9 protein-coding genes, 3 rRNA genes and 1 pseudogene are annotated in these 26,052 nt (G+C 45.1%); 2 read left to right on the top strand and 11 right to left on the bottom strand.

The genetic code is table 11. From position 1 onward, the window contains the following. Window positions 1-11: 11 nt before the first annotated feature. The 7 genes from DCMF_RS03300 to DCMF_RS03270 form a co-directional block, all read right to left on the bottom strand. Window positions 12-3,602 (bottom strand): B12-binding domain-containing radical SAM protein, encoded by a 3,591-nt coding sequence (locus tag DCMF_RS03300; protein WP_148133109.1) that lies wholly within the window; start codon window positions 3,600-3,602, stop codon window positions 12-14. A 143-nt stretch (window positions 3,603-3,745) separates the two neighbouring features. Then, window positions 3,746-5,926: an NHLP bacteriocin export ABC transporter permease/ATPase subunit gene (locus DCMF_RS03295; protein WP_148133108.1), complete on the bottom strand. Its 2,181-nt coding sequence runs from the start codon at window positions 5,924-5,926 to the stop codon at window positions 3,746-3,748. A 48-nt stretch (window positions 5,927-5,974) separates the two neighbouring features. Then, window positions 5,975-8,113: an NHLP family bacteriocin export ABC transporter peptidase/permease/ATPase subunit gene (locus tag DCMF_RS03290; RefSeq protein WP_148133107.1), complete on the bottom strand. Its 2,139-nt coding sequence runs from the start codon at window positions 8,111-8,113 to the stop codon at window positions 5,975-5,977. A gap of 17 nt (window positions 8,114-8,130) precedes the next feature. After that, on the bottom strand, window positions 8,131-8,709 hold the full coding sequence (locus tag DCMF_RS03285) for a hypothetical protein (protein ID WP_148133106.1): 579 nt from the start codon (window positions 8,707-8,709) through the stop codon (window positions 8,131-8,133). Window positions 8,710-8,966: 257 nt separating this feature from the next. Further along, window positions 8,967-9,083, bottom strand: a 5S ribosomal RNA gene (rrf, locus tag DCMF_RS03280). Between the two features lie 77 nt (window positions 9,084-9,160). Then, window positions 9,161-12,231 (bottom strand): 23S ribosomal RNA (locus DCMF_RS03275). 194 nt (window positions 12,232-12,425) lie between these two features. Beyond that, window positions 12,426-13,997: ribosomal RNA gene (locus DCMF_RS03270) — 16S ribosomal RNA — on the bottom strand. The 16S, 23S and 5S rRNA genes sit together here, the layout of an rRNA operon. 652 nt (window positions 13,998-14,649) lie before the next feature. On the opposite strand from DCMF_RS03270, the pseudogene DCMF_RS03265 reads away from it, so the two are divergent. Continuing rightward, a pseudogene (locus DCMF_RS03265) lies at window positions 14,650-16,393 on the top strand (IS1634 family transposase). 179 nt (window positions 16,394-16,572) lie between these two features. Here DCMF_RS03265 and DCMF_RS03260 read toward each other — a convergent pair. The 3 genes from DCMF_RS03260 to DCMF_RS03250 all read right to left on the bottom strand — a co-directional run bounded on the left by DCMF_RS03260 (window position 16,573) and on the right by DCMF_RS03250 (window position 20,465). Further along, window positions 16,573-18,027 (bottom strand): IS1182 family transposase, encoded by a 1,455-nt coding sequence (locus tag DCMF_RS03260; RefSeq protein ID WP_236860051.1) that lies wholly within the window; start codon window positions 18,025-18,027, stop codon window positions 16,573-16,575. Between the two features lie 536 nt (window positions 18,028-18,563). Continuing rightward, a complete protein-coding gene (yunB, locus tag DCMF_RS03255) occupies window positions 18,564-19,238 on the bottom strand; it encodes a sporulation protein YunB (protein ID WP_214659059.1) in 675 nt (224 codons plus the stop codon). Between the two features lie 105 nt (window positions 19,239-19,343). Further along, complete coding sequence (locus DCMF_RS03250; protein WP_236860172.1) at window positions 19,344-20,465, bottom strand: MGDG synthase family glycosyltransferase; 1,122 nt, start codon at window positions 20,463-20,465, stop codon at window positions 19,344-19,346. Between the two features lie 175 nt (window positions 20,466-20,640). On the opposite strand from DCMF_RS03250, the gene DCMF_RS03245 reads away from it, so the two are divergent. Further along, the gene (locus DCMF_RS03245; RefSeq protein ID WP_148133103.1) at window positions 20,641-23,388 is read left to right on the top strand and encodes a transglycosylase domain-containing protein; all 2,748 of its coding nucleotides are present in this window, start codon (window positions 20,641-20,643) and stop codon (window positions 23,386-23,388) included. A 291-nt stretch (window positions 23,389-23,679) separates the two neighbouring features. Here DCMF_RS03245 and DCMF_RS03240 read toward each other — a convergent pair whose 3' ends face one another. Continuing rightward, entirely contained in the window at window positions 23,680-26,040 is a 2,361-nt protein-coding gene (locus DCMF_RS03240; RefSeq protein ID WP_148133102.1) for an endonuclease MutS2, read from the bottom strand. Between the last annotated feature and the right edge of the window lie 12 nt (window positions 26,041-26,052).

Raw genomic sequence — 26,052 nt, 5'->3', positions numbered from 1 at the left:
TTTACTCTTTTCTAGAACGGAACCACAAGAAGCCAATATTTTCGATCAAAAACTTTCAGGGTTTCTATCAGCCGTTCTCTAAATTCATGGAGGCTCTCTCCAAATGGTTTCCCAAACCGGTCGTAGAGTATTTTGGCAATCGTCTCAATCGTGCTTTTTCCAGTACTGTACTTTAAAACTTCATATTCATAAGGAGATAAAGCCTCTCCCCACAAAACAGGAAAACCCTGAGAAAAATCCACATCCCGCCACATTTCGATCAATCGCTGGGGCCGCCAGGCCGGCAGTGCCGGCCGGTCCACATCGACTACCCGGCTGGCCGCTTCTCTGGCCAGCATGGTATAATAAGCCGATAATGTGGGCTTGTGATGGGCAATAATATTGATCCAGTATTTCGGGCCATTGGGCGCCAGTGCCGTATGGTAGCATCTCAAAATATCTTCATGACTAAGTTCCCCGTTCTGGAGCATGATTTTTATCTCATCCACAAAACTCTGGAGATATTCCTGATAAGCCGCCATGATTTCCCGCCGATTCATTCCTTCGCTTTCCATAACAGGATAATCAGAAATAGATTCCAGCCCTTGCTTATCATAGATGGTTAAACCGTACTTTTCCGGATGCTGTCCAATATCCGTCATGGGATAAGGCATCACGATACTGGGGGCTATCTCCATCATTCCCGGTCCCAAACGCAGTAATTTGGCGGCAAATGCCTTATTTTTCTCGATATGTTCCCGGTTTTCAAAAGGTCCGCCTACCAGCAATGCCCCAAAAACCTGCTGAACCCCGGCATCATAGGCCGCTTTGACAACCGTTTCGACCATTTCCGGCGAGATGTTTTTTCGATATATTTTTAGCATCGCCTTGTCCGCCGACTCAATACCAATTTGGAGACGGTTCAGCCCTGCTGCCACCATGTCTTTTAATACTTCCGGCCGTCTGCTTAAAGACACCGCATCCGCCTCACAATAGAATTGAAAGGGTCTGATTTCCTGAAGTGCCTTGACTTCCCTGCAGAAGTCGTCCAACCACCTGGGATTGGTGACCAGAGTGTCGTCACAGAATTTAAAATAACTCAATTCCGGATATTTCACCAGGAAATATTTCATTTCGGCAATGACGTTTTGCACACTGCGCTGGCGCACAGGCCGTTTCAAGGCCCCTTCGTGACAAAAAACGCAATGATAGGGACAACCCCGGCTGGTCATCAGATAAAGACTTGAAAAATCAATGGGGGTGATGCTTTTTTCATAGGCGGGAAAAGGCAGGCCATCTAAATTTTCCACAACGGGTCCTTCTCCCCGGTCAATACATTGATCCTTCTCATTGATATAGAAAATCCCCGGAATATGATCAAAGTTTTTATTTTCTTTTAAGGCATCCAGAACCGCCGCCAGTGCCAGTTCTCCCTCACCTCTGACAATAGCCTTTGCCCTTGATTGTCTCAAATAAGCTTCATCCAGTGAAATGGCCTCCGGTCCGCCAATGAAAACCGGAATATCATACATTTCGGTGATGCTTGCTCCTATTTTTTGGACCACATGTTTGTTCTCATAATCAACTGAAAATCCAATCCCGCAGATTTCGCTACGCTTGAATTGTTTCAGATAATCAATGGTCTGATCTGCCCGGCATTCGCACACATAAGCATCATATCCTTTTGCATCCAGATAGCTTGCCAGACCATAGATACCCAAGAAAGCGCCATTTCTGCTCAGACCGGCTATTTCCATGCCAATTGTCGATAATTTGAAAAGAATTACTTTGTTTCTCACTGTTTTCTCCATGATTTCTTTTGGATGGGCCCATCTTTTATCGGCATCCTTCCCTTTCAATGAACCGGCTAGCACACACATTCCTACCGCTTCCAATTTTTTAACGGTCTCCAAAAGATGCCCTTTAAACTCCAGAAAATTTTTAAAATTTGTTTGATATTTTTCAAAGAGTATTGCTGCCATCTCGTTCATGGTGATCTTGCCTGAGGCATATTTTAAGACCTCGAATTCAAAAGGAGAATAAACAAATCCGTTTAATACAGGAATTTCAGCCGCCAGCTCTTTTGTCAGGGAAAGCACGGCAATCCGTTGGGGATGGGTATCAAAAACCTCATCCGGATCATAATCTTTTATTGGCCGATCTCCCCGTATTCGGGCCTTATACTGGGCATCGAAATAGGGATAGCGTGAATAGGCCAGACTCTGCCACATGCCGCTGAGACTGTATTTCTCACTGAGTTCATAGCTTTTCAGAATTACCTCGTCCGGAATTAAGCCATCGGTGAACATTTTACGCATCAATTTCGTATTCTCTTCAAAAAACTCATTTCTTGCTGCACAAATTTCTTCTATACTGAGGGCCTCTGTTTCAATCACAGGAAAATCGCCCACAGATGTGAGCGCTTTTTCATCCTTCACATAAATGCCGAAAGTCTCCGGATTCTTGGACATGGCGGTTTCCGGAAAAGGCATATAAAACGTACTGACCACTTCGACCATTCCCCGTCCTGCCCTAATCATTTTATTAACCGTGTTAAATGTATAGTCCAGGGTTTCTCGTGTTTCCAGAGCCCCGCCAATAATAATATTGCCAACCAGTTGGGGAAGCCCAGCTTCCTTTGAGATTTTGATCACCTTGAAAAGGTCTTCCCGTTTGATCTTTTTATGATAGATATCGATGATATGCTGATTACAGCTTTCAATACCAATCTGCATGCGTACCAGGCCGGCGCCAACCATCATTTTTACAATTTCCGGATATTTAAGGATGACATTGACATGGGCATCGGCAAACCAAACAAAATCATGTTCTTTTCGCAGCTCTTTCAATTGATCACAGAAGGTTTTTACCCGTTCCTTATCCAGAGTAAATGTATCATCTCCGAAAAAGATGTATTTAATATGGGGATTTTTTTTCAGGCGACAGCGGATTTCCTTTATCACATTTTCTACACTGCGCTTGCGCACGTTTTTACTGTTTCCCCCTTCATAACAAAAAGAGCAGTGGAAAGGACACCCCCGTCCTGACATTACTGCCATGTGTTTTATTCCCCGATGTTGGGGGGATTTAATTTTCCCGGTTATAATGGGCAACTGATCTAAATTCTCAATCGCCGGAAAAATGCCGTTATCATAATAGGTTCCATCTTTTCTGAATGAACACATGCCAGGAATTCTTTCCCAATTTTCCTCTTCTTCATTTTCAATATATTGGATGACTTCATAAAGGGAAAACTCCCCTTCCCCTCTCATCATCCCATCTGCCTGACTGGAACGTAAAAAATCTTCTCCCAAACCGACGGTCTGGGGGCCACCCACAAAAACATAGGCGCCGTATCGCTTTTTTATTTCCTGGGAGAAACTCTCAACCGCGGACTGATTTTCATAATCGCAATATAAGCCCACCACGGTATTTGCATCACATCCAAAGCTATCAAGAAACTCCAGCCCTTTTAATAATTCTCCCGAAAAAACAGAAACGTCAATTCCTTTACTGGCCATCATTTCAGCTAAAGACATATGACCGATGGGTTCAATTTGCGTGATGGAGTGGGTTCTCGTGCCTCTATGAATAAGCATCAGTTTCAAGTTGACCGTTTTCACTATCTGCCTCCAAATTGTACTTTTCGTATATCTGTCGTTTATCTTCAAGGCATATGAATAGTAACATTATAAGCCATCAACAAATAACAAAATCGCTAAAAAAATGAACTTTATAAATATTTTGTGGTATTTTTTACTTAATCCTAGACCATTTGCCTTTTCGCCAGTTCATAAAAAGCCCCTTGTTTAGCTATTAACGCCTCATAATTTCCTTCTTCCACGATCTTCCCACTGTCTAGGACGATAATTTTATCACAGTTACGGATGGTGGAAAGCCTGTGGGCAATGACGATCCGGGTGCATTTCAAAGCGGCAAGGCTGTCGGATACATGCTTTTGCGTGATATTATCAAGAGCCGAGGTTGCTTCATCAAAGAACAGAATATTGGGCTTTGATACAATCGCCCGGGCAATCAAGAGCCTTTGACGCTGACCTCCGGAAACACCGCCGCTCCCTTCACTGATCATCGTGTGCATGCCCATAGGCATAGCTTTAATGTCTTCTTCCATACCGGCTAAGCGCGCCGCTTCCCAGGCATCATCCAAGGTCTTCCAGGGGGCGGTAATAATGATATTGGAGAAAATATCTCCTGAAAATAGTTTGCCATTTTGCAAATCAACACCGATACACTGGCGGAGGGAACGCAAATCAAGGTTTTCCAAATTGTGTCCGTCGTAATAGATGGCCCCGGTTTCCGGTTTTTCAAAGCCAAGCAAAAGCCGCATCAATGTGGATTTGCCACACCCTGTTTTCCCGACAACGGCAATGTATTCGCCCGGTCGGATTTTGAAGCTTACATTTTCGAGGATGGGCGGTCCTTCCTCGGTATAACGAAAAGTCAGGTTATTGACTTCAATATTACCGGAAAGAGATGTCAAGATTTTTTTATTTTCACTGTATTCGGGGATTGTTTCCAGAATCGGCCGCACCATTTCCAGTAAGGGCTTAATATTAGCCACTATCATGGCAATACTTGCGAGAGCTATAATGGCTCCGCTTACAGCTCCATAAGCAAGATTAAAAGCAATGTAATCAGCTGCAGAAATCCCTGAAATGCCGGCAAAATAGTAAAGGATAAACGCCCCGCACATGGTAATGAACACGGAGACTGCCGAGTTGATGCGCAGCACAAGGGGGGGAGAATAGGTGAGTTTTCCCTCCTCTTTGTAAAGAGCCGCCCATTTGGCAAAAGCCCGTTTTTCTGCCCCGGCCAGTTTAATTTTTTGCACCCCGCTAAATAAGGCAAATACCAGACCGGTAAGTTTGGCTGAAATCTTCATCCGTTTATGGGAAATTTTAAGCTGCACCAAGGTGGTGACAATCGAAAAAGCAAGCATGACAAAAATAATCAAGAGTCCTGGCCCTACCAGCATCGGAGCATAGCTGCCCATTTGAAATATATACACAAAAGAAAACAATGCGGTCAGTCCTGTGGTCAGCACCACATTGGAGATCATTTTGCAGAGAGTGGCAATACTCATCAGGCGGTTGCTTAGCTCCCCCGAAGAATAATCCTTAAAAAAAGTAGTCGGCAGGGAAAAAAGCCGCATCATGGACGCACTTTGGACAGAAAAACTAATTTTATCCCGGAAACGGCTTAGCATAATATCCCTGGTTACGTTAAAAAGAGCTGTCCCTACCGCAGCTCCAATGAGCAAAGCCGCTACCGGCAAAACATCACCTTTCGTCCCGGAAGGAATTACGCTGTCAAAAATTTGTTTATTCATAAAGGGCAAAAACATCCCCAGCAGAGAAACGAACAAACTCACAGTTAGCACAAAAATCAAATCGGCTCGTGAGATGCTCATGAGCATAAACTTTCCTAAGTCTAATAAGTTTAGTTTTTTGGCCGGTAAGGGCCGATAAAAACAAAAGGCATCCGTACTGATGTTTTTTGCCGTCTTTTTATTTATTTTGATAAGTCTGCAAGTTTTCGGATCTATGTATCCATACCCGGAAAAATTTAAGGGCATGATGGCAATCACATCACCGGCAAGAGTACTGCCCAATAAAGCCCCCACCGCATCTTCCCACCAACTGCCGACAAGCTCCACCCGACGACGCATAATCCCGGACGGACGCAACATATAGTCAAACTGAGCATTTAATTCTGTAATGCTCTCCGGTACTTCAGGAATTTTAGCCCCAAAGGAAAGTAAAATTTTTTCCAGAGCGCTCTTGGCCGTCTTTTCCTTTTCCAGCGTTTCTCCTGCCGGGACATCAATCCCTAAAATGGACACAAGATCGGCAAATGCCCCTTCAAACTGATGGCGGTCATTTTCTCTTCGGGTATTTATTTGTTCATCAAAAATATTAAAATTCATCGGCTTGACCTCATATCGTCATTCCTTTTGCAAAGTGTTGTTTAACCCTTATTCGCTGGTCACAAGCTGGGAATATTTCCCCCCTCTGGCATAGAGTTCTTCATGTGTCCCCCGCTCGACAACTACTCCCCGATCCAAGACTACAATTTGATCACAGTCCCGGATCGTTGAAAGCCGGTGCGCAATCACGATGCAGGTTGCCCCAATGTTACGGATATTGCGCATCACCTCTGCCTCGGTTTTGGCATCCAGGGCACTGGTACTCTCATCCAGAATGATCACGGTTGGCTCCTGAGCTAACACGCGGGCAATCTCCAAGCGTTGTCTTTGCCCACCGGAGAAATTCTTACCGCCCTCTTTCATGATATAGGCGTAGCCATCCGGCCGGGAAACAATTGTATCATGAATATCCGCATCCCGTGCAGCCAAGATAACGGTAAAATCCTCAATAGAGGAATCCCACATGCGAATATTGTTGGCAACCGTATCCTCAAAAAGGGTAATCTCCTGATCGACCATGGCTACTGAGCTTTTTAAGGTATATTCGGAAATGTCTTCTCTCCTTCTCCCGTCAAACAATATTTCACCGCTCCAAGGTGCGTATAACCCTGTGATTAGCTTGGCTAGAGTGGATTTCCCACTGCCGCTGCCTCCCACAAAAGCTACAGCCGATCCCGGTTTAATCGAAATAGAAAAGTCGTGAATCAACGGCTCAGATAATTTGCTGTACCCAAAAGTTAAATTTTTAATTTCTACTGCTCCGGATAATTTCCCTTCCGTTTCAGCCTCCTGCTGATCCAGGAAAACATCCGGGCGGTAATTAAGAACATCTTCGACGCGCTCCATCAAAGAACGCATCGTCATGAAACTCTGTCCCACTCCGATCAGCTGATTCACCGGCGTTAGAAATAAGGTGAAAATTCCTTGAAAAGCCAGTAACATCCCGATCGTAAACAACCCGTCCAGAATCAGATAAACCCCGGCCATTAAAATGGCAATGTTGGCTATTTGCTGTAAAAATAGAGGAATTGCCGCAAAATATTGTTCAAATTTGGTAATAGCCACCTGAGCATTGTGCTGTTTGGCATAATAGCCTGCCCATCGTTCAAAGAAACCGTTCTCAGCTCCCGACGCCTTGATGGTTTCAATCATCTCGATACCTGACATGGTCGCTCCGGCTAGTTTTCCAGCGCTGGCCTCTACCGTACGGCTTAAATTAACCTGTTTTTTTGCCGTAATACGCATGGCCAATACATTGAGCAAGACCGCCGCAACTCCGATGATCGTCAATAAAACACTGTAGTTGATCATGACCGTCAGATAAACCACTAACAAACAAACACTCATAAAAATAGGCGCTAATTGTTTGATTAGTGTTGCGGCAATTTGCTGGTTTGAAATTTGTCTCGACACAATATCTCCGGCAAAACGCTGGGAAAAGAATTCCACAGGCAAACGTAGTACATGCCACATAAATTCTGCATTGGCTGTGATGGCAAACCGGCCCTCTATTTTCAGCCAATACACCCCCTCAATGAAGGCCACTGCAAACTGAAAAAGAATCATGATCATCATCGCGGCCAGAAACGGAACTAACCACTCCGGGTTTTTCCCGGAGAGGATATTGTCCATGAAAATCCGGGAAAATAAAGGGGGTACCATACCGGCTACTGCAGTAAGAATACCGATCAGTACGACAAAAATAAAGACCACAAATGATCCTTCCAGCCGTTTTTTCGCAAAACTAAGCACACTCTTCGGTTTGCCTTCGGGTTGAAAGCCTTCACTTTTTTCAAACTGCAGGACAATACCGGTAAATGCCTTATCAAACTCGTCTAAAGACACCTCCACTGTCCCCCGGGCCGGATCATTTAAAACTACCTTATCTTTCTTAAAACCATTCAGAACAACGAAATGGTTAAAATTCCAATGAATAATTGCAGGCAGAACACTCTCCCTCAACATGGCCGTTTCCATGCGATATCCGGCAGCTTTGAACCCATAAGCCCGGGCCGCTTTTATGATATTCTTGGCGCTGGCGCCGTCCCGGGATACACCGCAGTCCCTGCGCACTTGCTCCAAAGGAAGCCATTTCCCATGATAGGCGAGGATCATACAGAGAGCAGCCGCCCCACACTCCAGCGCCTCCATCTGGATCACCACGGGCACTCTTGCTATTTTGCTCATTATTTCACCTGCCTTATTTAATTAAGTAGCAATTCATAAGGTTTTCTTTCCTTCGTCACAATGAGCAAATTACAATAAGAGCCGCTGGTCACCGCTACAGTTTCTCCTTTTAGATTGGACCATCTTAACTTACCCTCCGCCCTTTCCAATGTCACGCGACCTTCCACCACGTTTCCCTGAGGCATGATTTCCTGTACATACTGAATGTTGCCGAAGGTATTCATGAGATCAGCTTCCGTTACAGGCTTTTCCCCAATGCTTTGGACTACACCAAAGATATACCCGTACTCGGCGCGCGGAGCATAGTCTGGTGAGACTTGGACTTTCATTCCTTTACTCAGTCTTTTGGACACACTCATTGGCATATAGAAATAAACCGTTTCTACTTCTTCTTTATCACTGAAAGCCACCCCGGAAAGCTGCACTGTTTCAGGAATTGTCCCGAAATAAGCCCAGATTCCGGCAGCTATCAACAGGGAAAAAAGCCCTAAAAGCACAATCCAAATGCCCGGATTGGTTATTTTAACATAATCGTTCAACTGCTCTGGTGAGGATATTCTCTCTAAAGAGCTCTTGCGGAAAATGCCGTTTTCCATGATTAGTCCCTCCACAACTACTTCCGTACTTTCTTGGCTTTATCCATTCTGGAAAAACATCAAATTCTTGACCATGTCAGATTCGTTTCAAAAAACTATATTTCTACAACAATCAACAAAGTCCTTCTCTAAGAAATGGTAATATTGGCGTATAAAAGCAGCGCGAGTTCCCCAAAAACATATTTTCCTCATCGATAAAGATTATGAATTTAAAAGGGGAAATAAAAAACACACTTTACGGTGTGTTTAAAATTAGATCCCGGCAACGACCTACCCTTCCAGGGACCTGCGTCCCAAGTACTATCGGCGCGGGAGAGCTTAACTTCTGTGTTCGGAATGGGAACAGGTGTGGCCTCTCCGCCATCATCACCAGGAAAATTTATGCGCTTTGTTGAAAGAATTGTTCTCTCAAAACTACACAGTGAGCTTTTCATGCTTAGATTCTATCTTTAAGGTCAAGTCCTCGACCAATTAGTACCGGTCAGCTCCGGACATTGCTGCCCTTCCACATCCGGCCTATCAACCAGATCGTCTCTCTGGGGTCTTACCAGCTTGCGCTGTGGGAAATCTTATCTTGAGGCCGGCTTCGCGCTTAGATGCTTTCAGCGCTTATCCCTTCCAGACTTAGCTACCCAGCTGTACCCTTGGCAGGATAACTGGTACACCAGAGGTCTGTCCATCCCGGTCCTCTCGTACTAGGGACAGTTCCTCTCAAATTTCCTACGCCTGCGACGGATAGGGACCGAACTGTCTCACGACGTTCTGAACCCAGCTCACGTACCGCTTTAATGGGCGAACAGCCCAACCCTTGGGACCTACTACAGCCCCAGGATGCGATGAGCCGACATCGAGGTGCCAAACCTCCCCGTCGATGTGGACTCTTGGGGGAGATAAGCCTGTTATCCCCGGGGTAGCTTTTATCCGTTGAGCGACGGCCCTTCCACTCGGTACCGCCGGATCACTAAGCCCGACTTTCGTCCCTGCTCGAGATGTCTCTCTCGCAGTCAAGCTCCCTTCTGCCTTTACACTCTTCGCGCGATTTCCATCCGCGCTGAGGAAACCTTTGGGCGCCTCCGTTACTCTTTGGGAGGCGACCGCCCCAGTCAAACTGCCCACCTGACACTGTCCTTTAACCGGCTTACGGTTTAAAGTTAGAACTTCAGCACATCAAGAGTGGTATCCCACCGGTGACTCCTCTGATACTGGCGTACCAGATTCCAAGTCTCCCACCTATCCTGTACATGATATACCAAAATCCAATGTCAGGCTACAGTAAAGCTCCACGGGGTCTTTCTGTCCTGTCGCAGGTAACCGGCATCTTCACCGGTATTACAATTTCGCCGAGTCCCTCGTTGAGACAGTGCCCAAATCGTTACGCCTTTCGTGCGGGTCGGAACTTACCCGACAAGGAATTTCGCTACCTTAGGACCGTTATAGTTACGGCCGCCGTTTACTGGGGCTTCGGTTCTCACCTTCGCTTGCGCTAAGCAATCCCCTTAACCTTCCAGCACCGGGCAGGCGTCAGCACCTATACGTCGTCTTTCGACTTTGCAGGCACCTGTGTTTTTGTTAAACAGTCGCTTGGGCCTTTTCTCTGCGACCTCTTCTTGCTCCAGTTGTTTACTTTCACATTACCGAGGTACCCCTTCTCCCGAAGTTACGGGGTCATTTTGCCGAGTTCCTTAACGAGGGTTCTCTCGCGCGCCTTAGGATTCTCACCCCACCTACCTGTGTCGGTTTGCGGTACAGGCACCCAAACCCTCGTTAGAGGCTTTTCTTGACAGTGTGGGATCAGCCAGTTCGCTACTTAGTTTCGCTCCCCGTCACCTCTCGGGATTTTGAATAGCGGTTTTTCCTACTATTCTCCCTACCGGCTTGGACGCACTCGACCAACGGTGCGCTGTGCCTACCCTCCTGTGTCACCCCTTCCTTCATACGGGTTCAGGTGGTATCGGATTTTTAACCGATTGTCCATCATCTACGCTCTTCGCCTCGACTTAGGTCCTGACTTACCCTGGGCGGACGAGCCTTCCCCAGGAAACCTTAGGCTTTCGGCGGGCAGGATTCTCGCCTGCCTTTTCGCTTACTTATACCGGCATTCTCTCTGCTCAACTGTCCACATGTCCTTCCGGTCATGCTTCGTCCTGTTGAGTACGCTCCCCTACCGATCGAACAGAATCTTAATGCCCTTAACTTACTTGACCTTGATCCTTAAGTCCATTTGCCCGAAAACACCTCTTATCATAATTCCTTGTTGCTTTTCGGCAAATGTTCCTCTTTCCACTTACTCTTTCTTTTAAGAACATTAAGATTCTGTCCGATCCCGAAGCTTCGGTGTTGTGCTTGAGCCCCGTTACATTTTCGGCGCAGAGTCACTCGACCAGTGAGCTATTACGCACTCTTTGAATGGTGGCTGCTTCTAAGCCAACATCCTGGTTGTTTTAGCAACTCTACATCCTTTTCCACTTAGCACTTACTTTGGGACCTTAGCTGTCGGTCTGGGCTGTTTCCCTTTCGACTACGAAGCTTATCCCCCGCAGTCTGACTCCCAACTTAAATTCATGGCATTCGCAGTTTGTGAGAGTTCAGTAACCTGGTTAGGCCCCTAGCCCTAACAGTGCTCTACCGCCATGAATCATCAATTGAGGCTAGCCCTAAAGCTATTTCGGGGAGAACCAGCTATCTCTTGGTTCGATTGGCATTTCACCCCTACCCACAGTTCATCCGCCGGCTTTTCAACGCCGGTCAGTTCGGGCCTCCACTCAGTCTTACCTAAGCTTCACCCTGACCATGGGTAGATCACCAAGTTTCGGGTCTACGACAACGAACTATTCGCCCTTTTAAGACTCGCTTTCGCTCCGGCTCCGTCTTTTCGACTTAACCTCGCTCGTTACCGTAACTCGCCGGTCCATTCTACAAAAGGTACGCCATCACACATTAAAAGTGCTCTGACTGTTTGTAAGCATACGGTTTCAGGTTCTTTTTCACTCCCCTCCCGGGGTTCTTTTCACCTTTCCCTCACGGTACTGGTTCACTATCGGTCGCCAAGGAGTATTTAGCCTTGGGGGGTGGTCCCCCCGGATTCCCACGGGGTTTCTCGTGTCCCGCGGTACTTGGGATCCTCACAAGAATTTCTGCCTTTCGCCTACAGGATTGTTACCCTCTGTGATGGGCCTTTCCAGACCTCTTCGGCTAGGCTTTCATCCTTCTCATGTGAGTCCCGCAACCCCAGCATCCGAAGACGCTGGTTTAGGCTCTTCCCGTTTCGCTCGCCGCTACTCAGGGAATCGAGTTTTCTTTCTCTTCCTCTGGGTACTTAGATGTTTCAGTTCCCCAGGTTGTCTTCTCTGTATCTATGTGTTCAATACAGGATGAATGGATATTACTCCATCCGGGTTTCCCCATTCGGACATCTCCGGTTCAACGCCTGCTTGCGGCTCCCCGAAGCTTTTCGCAGCTTACCACGTCCTTCTTCGACTCTTGGCGCCAAGGCATCCACCGTACGCTCTTATTACCTTGACCTTATTTTTTCTTTTGATGATGAATCCTAAGCATTTAAAATTGTAATTTTCAGTTCTTACACTGATTTACCCTTTTTTGCTTCACTGTGTAATTTTCAAAGATCATTTCTCAGAGATTTTTGGTCCCTGAGAACTAAACAGTGTTTAAAAGCCTGAGATCGACCTTAGGATGTACACTTTCGTGTAGCTCCTTAGAAAGGAGGTGATCCAGCCGCACCTTCCGATACGGCTACCTTGTTACGACTTCACCCCAATCATCAGCCCCACCTTCGGCGACTGCCTCTCATAAAGAGTTAGCTCATCGACTTCGGGTGTTGCCAACTTTCGTGGTGTGACGGGCGGTGTGTACAAGACCCGGGAACGTATTCACCGCGATATGCTGACTCGCGATTACTAGCGATTCCGACTTCATGCAGGCGAGTTGCAGCCTGCAATCCGAACTGAGACCGGCTTTTTGGGATTTGCTTCACCTCGCGGCTTCGCTTCCCTCTGTACCGGCCATTGTAGCACGTGTGTAGCCCAGAACATAAAGGGCATGATGATTTGACGTCATCCCCACCTTCCTCCGGTTTGTCACCGGCAGTTCCTTTAGAGTGCCCAACTTAATGCTGGCAACTAAAAGTAGGGGTTGCGCTCGTTGCGGGACTTAACCCAACATCTCACGACACGAGCTGACGACAACCATGCACCACCTGTCTCCTCGTCTATACCGAAGCATAGAACTCCATATTTCTATGGATTGCGAGGGATGTCAAGCCCTGGTAAGGTTCTTCGCGTTGCGTCGAATTAAACCACATGCTCCACCGCTTGTGCGGGTCCCCGTCAATTCCTTTGAGTTTCAACCTTGCGGCCGTACTCCCCAGGCGGGGTACTTATTGCGTTAACTCCGGCACAGAAGGGGTCGATACCTCCTACACCTAGTACCCATCGTTTACAGCGTGGATTACCGGGGTATCTAATCCCGTTCACTCCCCACGCTTTCGCGCCTCAGCGTCAGGTTCAGTCCAGAAAGTCGCCTTCGCCACTGGTGTTCCTCCTAATATCTACGCATTTCACCGCTACACTAGGAATTCCACTTTCCTCTCCTGTCCTCAAGAATACCAGTCTCAAGTGCCATCTCCGAGTTGAGCCCGGAGTTTTCACACCTGACTTAATATCCCGCCTACGCGCCCTTTACGCCCAGTAATTCCGGACAACGCTCGCTCCCTACGTATTACCGCGGCTGCTGGCACGTAGTTAGCCGGAGCTTCCTCCTTAGGTACCGTCTCCTTCCTACATTGTTTACATAGAAAGTCTTCTTCCCTAAAGACAGAACTTTACGACCCGAAGGCCTTCTTCATTCACGCGGCGTTGCTCCGTCAGGCTTTCGCCCATTGCGGAAGATTCCCCACTGCTGCCTCCCGTAGGAGTCTGGGCCGTGTCTCAGTCCCAGTGTGGCCGGTCACCCTCTCAGGCCGGCTACTGATCGTCGCCTTGGTAGGCTTCTACCCTGCCAACTAGCTAATCAGACGCGGGTCCATCCTTGATCGGTAGCATCTTCAGAGGCCACCTTTCTTCATCAAGAGATGCCTCTTAATGAACTTATCCGGTATTAGCAGCCGTTTCCAGCTGTTGTCCCGGTTTCTAGGGCAGGTTACCCACGCGTTACTCACCCGTCCGCCACTAAAAAAGAAGATTCGCAAGCTTCCTCTTCTTTCTCCGTTCGACTTGCATGTGTTAAGCACGCCGCCAGCGTTCGTCCTGAGCCAGGATCAAACTCTCCAATAAAAATTTATCGTCTCAGCCTCTCGGCCGCTACGCTCTTTATCGTAGTTTAATTGGCTCGTTTTTGAATTACCTGTTCTTAACTCTCAAAGTTATTTACAGGGTTTGATGTTTTTTGTTTAAACATCAGGCTTTTCACTGTTCAGTTCTCAAAGACCAGCTTTCGTATCTTAACAAACTCTTTTACGTTTGTCAACATACTTTTTTTCTTGACGTGCACGGATGCACTAAGATCGACGTTGCAGCAGGACGCTGCGTTCTTAGTCGATCTTCATTTTTTACCCGCTCTCTCGAGCGCTTGACCAGTCTACCAGACTTTCTGGCTCTTGTCAACCGTTTTGTTCCTGGTAACTTTTCCCGCCCTCTCAAGGCGCTTAATCAGTTTACCAAACTACTTTCCTTCTGTCAACTACCTTTCTCCTGGCAGTTTCTGGCGCCTCTCTCTCCGGCGCTTGATCAGTTTATCAAACTACTTTCCCGCTGTCAACTATCTCATGACTGACAGTTTCTGGTTTATGCCGGGCCTTTGACAGTTGAATAAAGAAAGAATCCCTGAAAGCCTTGAGATAGGCTTATTTTTTTGTCAAATTTTCGCACTTCCAATTGCGTGATAACGCGTGATATGTTATAATATAAGTAGTTTGGAGGATTGCTTATGAGATTAAAGGTATCACGTTCAAAAAATTCAGCTTCACTTTATGTTACAAAAACTGTTTATATGAATAAGAAAGAACGCACAATTACTGTTGAGAAACTTGGAACCGAAACTGAACTCAGGGAAAAACTTAATGGTGCAGATCCATATGAGTGGGCTAAAGAATATATAAGAAAATTGAATGAAAAAGAAAAGGAACAAATACGGAAAATACTTGTTCCTTTCGAGCAATCTAAAATTATTTCGAAAGACGAACAGCGTTCCTTCAACGGCGGATATCTATTTCTGCAAAAGATTTATCACGAACTCGGAATTCATAAGATCTGTAAAGATATTTCCCAAAGGTACAAATTTGATTTTGACCTGGATTCAATTCTCTCAAGGTTAATTTACGGCAGAGTTATCTTCCCTTCCTCAAAACTTGCAACATACGAGCTTTCTAAAAGGTTTATTGAGCAGCCTAATTTTGATTTACATCAAATATACAGAGCTCTTGAAGTGCTTTCCAAGGAAACAGGTTTTATTCAGTCCTCTTTGTATGAAAACAGCCTTAAGGTTTCCAAAAGAAACACCAGTGTACTTTACTATGATTGCACCAATTACTTTTTTGAAATAGAACAGGAAGACGGCAGTAAACAATACGGTCCGTCAAAAGAACACAGACCAAACCCAATAGTCCAAATGGGACTATTCATGGACGGGGATGGCATTCCTCTGGCTTTTAGCATTAACAGGGGTAATATGAACGAGCAGCTGACTTTAAAGCCATTGGAAAAAAAGATTTTATCCGATTTTGAACTTTCCAAATTCATCGTCTGTACTGATGCAGGCCTTGCTTCCGAAGATAATCGAAAGTTTAACGACAAAGATGGACGGGCGTTTATTACAACTCAGTCTATTAAAAAATTAAAAGAGCACCTAAAAAAATGGGCTCTTGCTCCAGATGGCTGGAAACTTCCAGATAGCGAAAAAACCTATGACATTTCCAAGCTTGATGAAATGATAGATAAAGCCACTACTGAAGATAAAGCCAAAATACGAGCTAAAGTTTTTTACAAGGAACGTTGGATCAAAGAAAACGGTTTTGAACAAAGGCTTATTGTAACCTACTCTATCAAATACAGGGATTATCAGCGTAAAATCCGTAACTCTCAAATAGAACGTGCCCAAAAGGTTATAGATGCAAACCCAATAAAAATTAAGAAATGCAATCCTAACGATTACAAAAGGTTTATTCATTAAAACAAGCTGTACTCCTGATGGAGAAGTCGCAGAAAAAGAGATCTACAGCATTGATTCTACTCTCATCCAGAAAGAAGAAGCCTTTGATGGTTTTTATGGAATTTGCACAAACCTTGAGGATGATGTATCTGAAATCATCAAGGTAAATCACAGGAGATGGGAGATCGAAGAATGCTTTAGGATTATGAAAAGCGAATTCAAAGCAAGACCTGTGTACTTAAGCAATGATGACAGGATTGAAGCGCATTTTACCACTTGCTTTATATCGCTAATTATTTTTAGGCTACTTGAAAAGAGGCTCAACGAAAATTTCACATGCCACGAGATTATTGGCGGGCTGAGAGATATGGATTTTCTAGAAGTTAAAAACGAAGGGTATGTTCCAACCTACACAAGAACAGATTTTACCGATGCGCTTCATGATGCTTTTGGCTTTCGCACGGACTATCAGATTGTTGCAACAAGCATCATGAAAAAAATTTTTAAAGAAACGAAAAAGTAAAAAAAGTACGCACTTTTTACACATACATTAAATCCTGCAAAACCTTTCAAATCAAGGGCACTGAAAAATCCCCGTTTTTAGAGACGGGGATTTCTCAGTGCATAAATATGCGTTGTAATTTTCGTAGGAATAAGCGGAAAATTTGTTGGGTTTCGCTTGAAATAAAAAAGCAGCCCCAATCAGGCCGGATTTAGTGCGGAAAGCTTAACTATCCGCTTCACATTTACCACAAACGCTGTAAAATACGTTTGTAATCGCATGGCGTCAAGCCCCACGGAATCGGCTTTGCCAAGACCGTGCGCCACTTTCATTTCACCGTTTTTTTCTTCAATACGGTGCCGGATTTTCAGCCGTTCACGGAAGTATTCACCGGCTTCAAATTCAAGTCTTAGGCGGTTTTTCTCGTTCGGCTGCGTGATGCTGTAACTCCGTTCTTTCGCTTTTGATTTCCCAACACGGCACTGCTCCCATAGCGGGCATTTTCGGCACTTGACTTTGCTAAACACATATCTCAAATAGGTATTCCCATTCTCTGCGGCCCTTTTTTCAACACGCATAGCCAATTCCCCTGCCGGACATTGTAACAATCCGGCATCTTTGTTGAAAGAAAAACCTTCATCCAGCGACGAGGCGGCAGCAGCCGCCACAGCGGAATTCGTTTTAGCGAAAAGCATCACGCCGTCTTCTTCGCAAGTATCAAGGTTATCTTCGCTGACATACGCCATGTCGCCAATAATTTCCTTAACCTCAACACCATTGTTTTGGGATTTTTCAAGTAGTGCCGGAAGTTGCTTGCAATCCGCTTCTCCACCGTGTGTGACTTCAATGCCTGTTATGATCCGCTCTTCGCTCATAGCCAGATGGCTTTTATAACCGAAAAATGTACTGGTTGCCGTTTTGTGCCCAAAGCGGGCATCCTCATCGTTTTTGGAACGTATTTCACGAATACGCTGTGTGTCCAGCAATTCCTTAATGCGCTCATACAGTTCAATCAGCGAAATTTTCTCGCTTTGCAGTATGTCCTCTTTGACATTTTCAAGCAAGTGGTATGTATATTCGATTTCCTCCGCCAATTCTGCGGTTTCGCTTGGCTTTTCCGGAAACTTTTCGGAAAGCTCTATCATCTCACGGTAAATCTTTCTGCGGAATTGTTTGCTAAGTTCTCTCAGTACCTGTGTGACCGTTTTGGGCCGTGCCGCCGAGTTTGTATGGGTAGAATCCACTATGATCGCTGTGGATTTGATGATTCCTTTTTCTATCCCTTGCCGTATGGTTTCTCTTAGCATATCTTCCAAAATATCTTCTGTAATGCGGGTCTTGCGAAATTTTGTGAGCAAACTTGGATCTATCATTTCAGCTTCTGGGTCTAAATCCAGAAAGTATTTGTATGCCATGTCGGTCTGCGCGCCACTTATTAGCTTTTCGTCAGACAAATCGTACATTTTTTTCAAAAACATCAGCTTGAACATCATCTCCGGCTCCTTAGCCGGGCGCCCGAAGTTTTCACAATACTGTTTCCGCAACATGGGATTCACAAAGCTGAAATCTATATGCTCTTTGATTTTTCGCAACAGGTGTTCTTGGGGAACCACGATATCATAAAGCCCTTGATATGGTGACAAGGACAATTGCATTTGACTGTTGTCCCTCAGCATTCTCTCCCGCTCCCATCCATCCTTTCTTTCTATGCATAATTATACCAAAAATATATGAAAAAATCCATCCCGCTTATGCGAATGGACTTTTTCAGTGCCCTTCAAATCAAGGCTTTGCAGGATTTTTATTTTGATCAAGTGTCAAATACGGGAGTTTACCAAACTACTTTCCTTCTGTCAACTACCTTTCTCCTGGCAGTTTCTGGCGCCTCTCTCTCCGGCGCTTGATCAGTTTATCAAACTACTTTCCCGCTGTCAACTATCTCATGACTGACAGTTTCTGGTTTATGCCTCTGGTTTTTTTAACTTGCTTTTTACTTGGATATCAGTGCCTTCAGTCATTGGAACATTCATGCTTAAATCTATCTTACCTGCTTTTTTTATTATGTTTCCCTTTGAGGAAATCATGCATAGTTTAAAAACATTCTCTTTGACATAAAAATAGCGCCTGAAAGGTTGGCGCCAGACACTAAAATAAAAACATTTGAGTAATCAGCGGACTTCAAGGCCCGGCCTTATTCTTCCGTCAAAGCTCCCGGACTGATATTCAAATTAGGCACTACCGGGTCTTGCTGCGAATTAAATTTCATATACCACTCCGGTACAGGGCCTATGATAATGCTTTCCGTTACCGGAACTTGTACGGCTACGTTGATGGTCGAGCTCATTAAGGGTACAACCACTTTTAAACTGGTTTTTACATTTAGATAAATGCGATGTTTCGTCTGGTTTATTCCTGCTTCTACAAATTCATCATTGACATCCACATCAATGGTCCCTGCAGGAACAATGCCGATGTTGATCGGGGGGCCGGTATCGGAAAACAAAGCACTACCCGTGATTAAACCAAGGGGCACGGAAAAACCTTGAGTTTCCAATTGATTCAACTCTTTTTCAATATCCAATGATGTCATGGCAGCTAATTTGTTTATTTTTACAGTATCCGGCATCATTAAAACGATTCTATCTTGATTGTCTTTATGTATGCTCATGATATCCTGATAATTGATATTGGAAACATTCCGATAAACGGCTTCATTAATAATTTTAGTGGCCATTAACTGAGTTTTGGCTTCTGCGACGGCGATGATCGTTGGTGTCAAATTGATCTCGAGAAAAACGAAAAAACCTAATGTTGCGATTAATATGAGAAAAAAATTCCTCATAATTTTTCGTTTTTTTTTCCCCACAGTCCTCTTTCACCTCCGCATATCTAATATATGAAGCCGGTGCCCAAAGGGTTACAAAAAAGAAAAGTCTTTTTTTCGGACTGTGAAGTTGTCCCTCTACCAGGTTTATTTATTTGTCATGATCTGAATGGTAAAATCGCTGATATCCTCTGCCGCAAAAGGCTTTGCTAAATATTCTGCCATTTCTTTCATGTGTTTCATACGCAATCCATTCCCGAATAATTGATTGATCAGAGCAGAAAGGCTGCTCCGTTTACCCGTTTTTACAGCAACACCCCAATTCAGGAGGAATTCCGTGTTTCGATCTTCTTGTCCAGGAAGGGGATCAACAATAACCATGGGAAGTTTTTTGGCCAACACTTCAGCCGAAGTTAGTCCGCCCGGCTTTGTAATGATTAAATCCGCAGCAGACATCAATTCCACAATATTTTCTGCGTATCCATACACATGCAAATTTTTGTAAGCATGTTTAAATTTCATTAACTGAGAAAATAAGCTCTTATTTTTTCCCGCCACAGCCACAATTTGCAGGTTCGGATTGGTGTTCAATAACGTCTTTACAGTTTCCTGAACTGCCCCCAATCCAAGCCCTCCGCCCATCACCAGGACCACCGGCCTTTCATCTAAACCTAATGTTTGTTTCATCCCATTTTTATCGATGGGATTAGAAAATTCTTTTCTAATCGGTATGCCGAAGGGCCTGATTTTTTCCCTAGGCATTCCTTTACTGACACATTCGTAAATCAATGCATCAGACGGAATCACATAATAGTCGACATGGGGATGGATCCAAAAGGCATGAACGGTATAATCCGTCAACACGACGATCACCGGCACCTTCAATCCCATCTGAGCCTTGACCAACGACATCATGCCGGCAGGAAAAGCATGGGTACAAATGATGGCATGGGGCTTAAACTCATCAATAAGCTGCTGCAATTTATGAGACAGCAATTTGTTGAGAATTTGCCCTAAATCAACCATCCTGTCCCCATTTTCCGCCTGCTGGTACAGGTATCCCCATACCTTAGGATTAAACTTCAGCGTCTCCATATAACTTCCCACGACTACTTTATTCAGGGTAGGATTAATATAATCAAAAGTATCAATCACCTTGGTGTTCGCGTGGGGAATTTTCTCCAAGAAGCTTTTTTCTAAGGATTTTGCCGCTGAGTCATGGCCGGATCCAATGGAAACTGAAAAAAACAGAATATTTGTACGCATCATGAACCTCGAAAAAAATTGTTTATATCCTTAACTTATAGATAATTGTAGCATGACTAAACAAATGCAGGCAATATTTCTGACCTTTTATTCATATTTAATAAGATCGTGCATTGTGTTATAATAGGTGAGATAATGTGAGCAGCTAACCCTCTCCAAAAACAAAGGAGGTCTCATAATGAGCGATCAAAATAGAAAAAAACGTAAACTAAAAGCTTCCCGCGTTATTATTCTATCCTTAATTTTTTTCCTTATTATCGGGTTTGGCTCTGCTTTAGGCCTTTTATTAGGGGTATTAAAAAGCCTTCCGGATTGGAAGGAATCCGTATTTGAAACAGAAAACTCCAGCTTTATTTACGATGCCAATGGTGATCTGGTGGTCCGGGTACACAAATCTGAAAACCGTACACCGGTTGAGTTAAAGGATATGCCCCCTTATCTGATTGATGCATTTATTGCCACAGAAGATGTGCGTTTTTACAAACATCACGGCGTCGACACAAGAAGAATATTGGGTGCTTTTCTTGCGGATATCCGGAACCGGGATTTTTCAGAAGGAGCCAGCACGATTACGATGCAGTTGGTAAGAAACGCCATATTGGAAAGTCAGGAAAAAAAGTTAGAACGCAAGATCAAAGAAGCCTTGCTGGCCATTCAAGTAGAACGGCAATATACGAAGGATGAAATTCTTTATTTTTATCTGAATGAAATCTACTTCGGCCATGGTGCCTATGGGGTAGAAGCTGCCGCTCAAACTTATTTCGGCAAAAGTGTGGGAGACCTGACCTTAGGGGAATCGGCCATTCTTGCCGGAGTTGTGAAAGGATATAAATATTATTCTCCCTTCCTCAATCCGGAAAATGCCTTATCGAGAAGAAACATTGTCTTAGACAACATGGTGCGTTATGACAAAATTACGGAGGCAGAAGCGGAACAAGCCAAAAATGAAGAACTAAAGCTTGCTGATTTAAAGCAAAAACAGGAATATGCCTATCCCTGGTTCTCCGACTATGTGATTGACCAGGCGGAAGACCTGCTGGAAGATGCCGGTTACGATTCCAGCCAATTATATACCGGAGGATTCAGAATTTATTCCACCCTTGATCCCACGATCCAAAAAGCAGCCGAAGAAGTCTACAGTACGGAATCCTTCTTCCCGAAAAGCAATACCTCCGACCCCATTCAAAGTGCTATGGCAGTAATGGATCCGAAAACGGGAGAGGTTAGAGCGCTTATTGGGGGCCGGGAGCATGTAACGCGGCGAGGACTAAACAGGGCCACCGATATGCAGCGCCAGCCCGGATCCGCCATTAAGCCAGCTGTGGTTTATGGTCCTGCCTTGGAAAAGGGGTATTCCCCCTCAAGTGTGGTTGATGATGTTCCCACAGTTTTTGGATCGTCAAGTAATCCGTACAAACCTGAGAACTATGATGGAACGTACCGGGGTGTCATTACCATGCGGGAGGCCGTTCAATACTCGGTAAATATTCCGGCAGTAAAAATTCTAAACGAGATTGGTGTCAATGAAGGATTCTCTTTTGCGAAAAAATTAGGTCTACCGCTGGATGATAAAAATGATAAAAATCTTTCCCTGGCTTTAGGCGGGCTGACCCATGGTGTTTCACCCCTGGATCTGGCCGGCGCCTACAGTGCTTTCGACAACCAAGGCGTATATATTCAACCCCATGTGATCACAAAAATTGTGGACCAAAAAGGGAATACCATTGTGGACGTGACGCCGAAAAAAAACATTGCCATGACCGAACAGACCGCATATCTCATGACGGACATGTTAAAAACCGTAGTTGATGCCGGTACGGGAACCAAAGCAAGGCTCAACCGTCCGGTGGCAGGAAAGACCGGTACTACCCAGCTACCGGACAAGTCGATTTTTCAAAACGTAAAAGGGAGTTCTATGAAGGATTCCTGGTTTGCCGGCTATACACCGGAATTGGTCGGTGTCGTTTGGATGGGGTACGACCAAGATATCGATCAAAACGGCAAGCCAAATTATTTAAAGAAAATATACGGGGGACAATACCCCGCCGGGGTCTGGAAAGCAGTGATGGAAAAATCTTTGAAGGGAGTCCCGGTTAAACCTTTTACCTTTCCTCCGGGAATTGTAACCCAAGCCGTTGATATTAAATCAGGTAAACTACCCAGTGATCTTACACCGGATAAGTTTATCAAAAAGGAGGTTTTTGCGAAAAAAAACGTTCCGACAGAAGTATCTGACGTCTGGGTAAGTGCGAGCGTTTGTGCGGAAAGCGGCTTGCTGGCAAACTCTTCCTGCCCCACAAAAATCACCGGCATATATTTTAAAAGACCGGGGCCAATCCCAAATACGAAGAACAAGCCATTGGATGCGGGTTTATCATTGCCCGCATCCTATTGTAACATTCACGGCGGCCAGCCCGAAAGCGGAGGGTCGGAGCTCATCGGTATTTGCACGGATCCCAGACATCATGGAACGGCAGTCTTGGCTAACCACCCCGGTTCCGGAGAAAGCGGAGGATGCCCGGAAGAGTATATCGAATTCAGGCCCTTTCCTCCCGGAACTGCCCCAACAGAACATTGTAATCTATCTGACCATCAGGTGGTAAAAGAAAGTTCCGGCAGTGCCTCAGACAATGAGGGCAACAAGACTCCTGATACCCCGGAAAACATCAAGTACAACATATCTCACGGCGATAATGGAACAGAAGTACATATTTCTTGGAAAAGCAGCAACAGCATTTTTAAGATTGAACGCTGGCCGGACAATAACCCCGATGAAATCATGACCTTTCGGGCTTACACCGCATCTTACGTGGATAATGATGTGGAACCGGGAATAACTTATTATTATCAGGTTTATGCGATAAATGAAGAAACCATGGAATCCAGTAGACCGACTAAAAGAATTAAAGTTCCTATAAACATGTAAAAAAGCCCAAAGTGCTTTTCGGGATCCGGGTACCGGGTACCGGGAAAGACAATTAAATCGATATTACTTACTTGCTGATACCCATAAGGAAACCTTTAGAGCAGGTACACATAAAAGCCCCTTGAAATGTAAGAATTCTAGGCAACAAAATATTTATACTTTCTGATATAGTAAAAAAAGCCCCATCAGGCTTTCTTACATGTTTCGGGATCCGGGATCTGTTTACTAAAATTCTAGGAAAAAGCACAGGGTTTTGGTCTTACCCCTGTTCCCGAATCCCGTTCTTTTACATTACACATTTAAACTTACCAGGGTTACACCCGTTCCACCTTCATTATAGTCTCCCAAGCGAAATCCTTTCACCTGACGGTGTTTTTTTAAATGGCTGGTGATCGCCTCCCGCAACGCTCCAGTTCCTTTTCCGTGAATAATTCTGATTTCTTTTAAGCCGGCGACAAAAACATCATCAAGATATTTGTCCATCTGTTCAAGGGCTTCTTCTACGATCATCCCTCTCAGATCCAGTTCGGGAGAAACCTGGCGAATTTTTTCCATCCTTAAATGTCCCACTCTGGTCTCTCCCGACTTCTTTTCGGTACTAATGGGAAGCCTCAGGTCGTCCAGCTTAACTGCGATCTTCATAATTCCTGCCTGAACATACACTTCCCCTGATTGGTTGGGTGCGGAAAGGACATGGCCGGTTTGATTTAACCTGGGGATTTCCACCAATTGTCCGGGCATCACTGTCTGAGGTGCTTTACCGGTATATTTTTGTTCCGGCAGGGCTTGATATATTTTGTCTTCCATTCCTTTAATTTTTTCCTTTGCCCCAGTCAATGCCTTATTCTGCGCTTTCTGGGCCTCGGCATCCAGGTTCGTTTTCAATTCCTGATAAAGCCGGTCCATTTCCTCTTTTGTTTTCCTGACCACCTGTAAACTTTCTTCCTGGGCCCGCCGCATAATTTCTCTTTCCCGGTTATGCAGTTCCGTCTCCTTATCTTCCAAACGCCGTTCCATGGCCTGCAGTTCTTTGCGCAATGTTTCCGCTTCTTTTCTTTCCTGTTCGCTAATCCGTTGATCCATCTCTAAATTAGCAATCAAGTCTGCCACCTGAACCTGATCTTTGGTCAAAAACTCACTGGCCCGGTTAATCACATCTTCCCTTAATCCAAGTCGCCGGGCAATTTCGAAGGCATTGCTCTTTCCCGGCACACCCATCAAAAGCCGGTATGTGGGCTGGAGGGTCTTGACATCAAACTCCACACTGGCATTGACGATTCTCGGACTATTATAGGCAAAGGCTTTTAATTCGCTATAGTGGGTTGTGGCAACTACTTTGACATGCCGCTTCTGAAGATAGTCCAAAATAGCCATGGCTAGGGCGGCGCCTTCCGTAGGGTCGGTGCCGGCGCCCAGTTCATCCAGCAGCACCAATGCATGCTCGTCTGACTGTGTCAAAATACGTACGATATTTACCAAATGAGAAGAAAAAGTGCTTAATGACTGTTCGATACTCTGCTCGTCACCAATATCTGCAAAAATATTAAGAAATAAACATACTTCCGTTCCGGTGTTCGCCGGTACATGAAGACCGGACAAGGCCATAGCATGGAGCAGTCCGATCGTCTTCAGCGTGACGGTTTTTCCCCCTGTATTTGGCCCTGTAATAATCATGGCATCCAAGTTTTTGCCCAGGTCCACATCGATGGGCACTACATTTCCCTTGATTAAGGGGTGGCGGGCCCGGACCAGCTTAATAGCCCCGAAGGTGTTTATTTCCGGGGGCCCGGCATCCATGATTTGACTTAATCGTGCTTTGGCAAAAATAAAATCCAGCCGGCCAAGTACCCGTAAGGTACTGGCCAGGTCCTGGTCAAAAGAAGCCACCTGCTGGCTGAGACCTTTTAAAATAAGGATAATCTCCTGATGTTCCGCGGCTTTCAGTTTCTTCAATTCATTATTCATTTCCAATACAACCATCGGTTCAATAAAAAGTGTCGCCCCACTGGCCGACTGGTCATGAATCAATCCGGGGATCTGGGCCCGGTACTCTTGTTTCACAGGGATCACATAACGGTCGGCCCGGATCGTCACCAAATTGTCTTGCAGATATTTGGCAATATGGGGGCTTTTGATCAGGGAATCCAGCTTATCTTTGATCCTTTCCTGATAAGTCCTGATTTTTTTCCTGATCACAAAGAGTTGATCGCTGGCCGTATCCAGAATCATCCCTTCATCGCTTACCGCCTCATTGATGGCTGTTTCCATAGACTTAAACAGGCCCAAATTTTTCGCCAAATCCATCACGAGGGGATAACTGCCTTTTAAGTTGGAAAAAAAAGTTTTTGTTTTTCTCGCGGCACGGCAGGTATCAGCAATATCTAATAAATCTTCCGGTTCCAATATCGCTCCCAATGCCGCTCTTTCCACATTGCTCCGGATATCCCGAATGCCGCCCAGACTGAAGGATGGATTGAACCGCATAATTTCTTTAGCCTCTGTCGTCTCCTGAAGCCAAGAACGGATCTGATGCAAATCCTTCCCGGGAGCCAAGCGGTGCGCATTCTCCTTCCCCAGAACAGAGCCGCAGCATTCATCCAGCATCTGGCTGATTTTATCAAATTCTATTTTCCCTAATGTCTTTTCATCCACAGCATTCTCCCT

Origin of the sequence: Candidatus Formimonas warabiya (assembly GCF_002777255.1) — a bacterium.
Classification (GTDB): domain Bacteria; phylum Bacillota; class Dehalobacteriia; order Dehalobacteriales; family Dehalobacteriaceae; genus Formimonas; species Formimonas warabiya.
This window is presented reverse-complemented; position numbering and strand designations above follow the sequence as displayed.

Bases quoted from the DNA above. Each gene is read 5' to 3' on its own strand.
- DCMF_RS03295 (WP_148133108.1), bottom strand. From the start codon at position 5,926: ATGAATTTTAATATTTTTGATGAACAAATAAATACCCGAAGAGAAAAT.
- DCMF_RS03290 (WP_148133107.1), bottom strand. From the start codon at position 8,113: ATGAGCAAAATAGCAAGAGTGCCCGTGGTGATCCAGATGGAGGCGCTG.
- DCMF_RS03285 (WP_148133106.1), bottom strand. From the start codon at position 8,709: ATGGAAAACGGCATTTTCCGCAAGAGCTCTTTAGAGAGAATATCCTCA.
- DCMF_RS03260 (WP_236860051.1), bottom strand. From the start codon at position 18,027: ATGCAATTGTCCTTGTCACCATATCAAGGGCTTTATGATATCGTGGTT.
- DCMF_RS03250 (WP_236860172.1), bottom strand. From the start codon at position 20,465: ATGATGCGTACAAATATTCTGTTTTTTTCAGTTTCCATTGGATCCGGC.
- DCMF_RS03245 (WP_148133103.1), top strand. From the start codon at position 20,641: ATGAGCGATCAAAATAGAAAAAAACGTAAACTAAAAGCTTCCCGCGTT.